Genomic DNA, 2,721 nt, shown 5'->3' with positions numbered 1-2,721 from the left:
GGGGGGGGGGGGGGGGGGGGGGGGTAACGTCTCAGCTTGAGTCCAGTCTGCCTTCAGGAACGCTTAAGAGGCTTCGAAATCTGACCTAGGGCAGCAGTTGACCCATTCCCTAATTGTTCTCATGAAAGGATTCTTCATGAACTTGAAGAGTTTCAACGGTTCCGCTCGTCGTCGCGGTACCACCATTGCTGCCGCCGCTTTGTCGGTGGCTATGGTTGGTCCGTTCGTTCATGCTGTGGCAGCTCCGGCTCCGTTTGCTGCTGTTGCGCAGGCTCAGGAGGCGGGCACTGCCCAGGATGCAACCGAAGCTGCGGACCCATACGGCGCCATCTACTCTCCCGGCATTTACGAGGGCAAACAGACCATCAGCGGTTCTGTGCTGTTCTACGACCAGTACCCGGGTGATTCTAACGGTAACACTGCTTCGAATGGTGGCGTGGCTGCTGGCTACGGCAAGGCGCTGCCGGCCGCGAACTTGACTGCAGGTGAGAACTTCAAGGGTGCCACCGTGTATGCGCAGTGGTTTGAAAAGCCCAACAAGTCCACCACGGGTGGCGATCCGAGTGTGGCCTCTCCGGTGTACAAGACCACGGTGAATGAGGATGGCACGTTCTCCATTAACATGCGGCCGTACCTGGATTCCAAGGGTAGCTACCGCGAGTTCAAGGCAAACTACAACGTTGCTGCTGGTGGCCGCGGTCAAAAGGTGAAGATTTGGGTCGACGGCTACGACCGTGACCAGTATGAGATGGTTCGTGGCTACGGCGAGCGAATCATGCCGGACGGTAGCGTAACGGACTCTACGGGTGGTGCCGGCTGGAGTTCTGCCAAGGGCACGGTGGCCGGTGCGCACCAGCTGTTTGTGCGTCGCGCTGACGCTAAGGAGATGCTCGGTGACGAGTCCGGTTGGCGCAAGGTCACCGACGAAGAACTCGCCATGAAGTCGAGTAATGGTGGCGCCGTCTACGGCCAGGCGTATTGGAACCTGAACCAAGGCCTGGGCAAGCTTGGACAGAAAGAAATCGCCGGTCCTTCCGGCGATCGCAAGGTTAAGGGCGTTAAGGTTGTTGGCGCCTATCTGTCCGACAAGGCTGTTGTCGAGATTGAGAAGTACGCTAAGGAGAACAAGGGATCTGAGTTCCAGGACCACTCGCTGCGTGGCGCTCGCTGGGACGTACAGGACGAGTTGAAGCTGCAGGCGTGGATCAACCAGCAGATCAAGTCCAACCCGGACTGGATTGCGGAGAAGGTCGTCACCGAAACCAATGGCAATGGTGAGTACCGTCTGCAGTTCAACGGCACCTATGGTACCCGTCCTGGGAACGGCGGTAAGGTTCCTGCAGACAAGGTTGGTACCGTTGCTCCTACTTCTTCTGAGGGTTACTTCAGCGATAACCGTGCTAGTTTGCGTGGTGATCAGAAGCATGTGAACTGGGACTGGATGTTCATTGACACCCCCGATCTGCCCACCGGCACGTCCAACATGGGTGCATGGCGCGGCAACGTCTGGCAGGGCCTGACTGCAGGTGCCTGGGGCGTGTCCAACATTGCCAACAATGTGGCTGCCAACCAGTTCGATATGCGTGGCATGCAGGCCGCGCTGCTGACTCCTAATTACAACGTGCAGCAGTGGGACATGGCCTTATTCCCGAACAAGATCAACTTCGGCGTTGAGAAGTACGACTCCCTGACCAACTTCGCTCGCCCGGGCGATAAGACCCACGCCTTTACCAAGAGCCTGCCGGCGGCGGACATGAATGCCCGCTACGAGGTTGAGTGGCGCGACGGTGACGGCAACGTCATCAATTCCTGCAAGGGTGTTGACCCGGCTGGCAACCTCCTTCCCTCTGGCGAAGGTAAGGGCATCCCCGCCAAGTCCGACGGTTCCCTGCCGAACTGCGAGATCCAGGTTCCAGAGAACCTCGAAAAGACGACGGTCTACACCGCCACCTTGTACGGCCTAGACGAGCGTGGCGCTCGTATCCCGCTGGCCTCCGACTCCTTCACCGCCGTCACCGGCACTGCGAGCGAGGTCACCCCGAAGTATGACGTCACTCAGGCCCAGGTCGGCAAGCCGGAGACGACCAAGCCTCCCAAATTTGTTGACCAGGAGACTGGCGAGCCGATTGCTTCTGATGACGAGCGCCTCAAGGGCGCCAAGTATGAGATCCTCGAGGAGGCTCTGCCGGAAGGCTGGAAGGCCTCCATCAACGAGAAGGGTGAAATCACCGTCACTCCGGGCAAAAACGGAAGCGACGGTAAGGAGCTCAAACCGGGCCAGATTGAAGACATCCTGGTGCGCGTGACCTACGCCGATGGCACCTCCAACGGTGCTAAGGCCCCGATCAAGGTCGGAGAGGACGCCAAGAAGCCGACCAAGGTTGATGATTCCGATGTGAAGACTGTTGATCCGACTGATGATCCGCAGGATTCTGGTATCAAGGTTGAGAACAAGGACGACGACACCAAGATTTCCGCTAAGGATGAGGATGGCAAGGACGTCCCGGTCAAGATTGACGAGGACGGCAAGGTCATCGTTACTCCGGGTAAGGATGTTGATGGTCCGATCACGGTGACCGTTGAGGATCCGGATCTGCCGGGTGGCAAGGTTGAGGTCGAGGTTCCGGTTAAGGATCACGCGAAGGATCGTGACGACAACGACTCCGAAAAGGCTCCGACCCCGACCACTGATGCTTCTGTTGTGACGGATAAGGTCACTGT

General features: G+C 58.3%; 1 protein-coding gene. It reads left to right on the top strand.

Translation table 11 applies throughout. The features are described from left to right. Window positions 1-136 precede the first annotated feature (136 nt). On the top strand, window positions 137-2,721 hold a 2,585-nt coding region (locus tag HMPREF2808_RS09580), incomplete at its 3' end, for a YPDG domain-containing protein (RefSeq protein ID WP_210386970.1).

The organism is Corynebacterium sp. HMSC078A10 (assembly GCF_001811565.1).
Lineage (GTDB): Bacteria > Actinomycetota > Actinomycetes > Mycobacteriales > Mycobacteriaceae > Corynebacterium > Corynebacterium hesseae.
The sequence above is the reverse complement of the archived record's forward strand: the minus strand, read 5'-3'. Positions and strand labels throughout refer to the sequence as shown.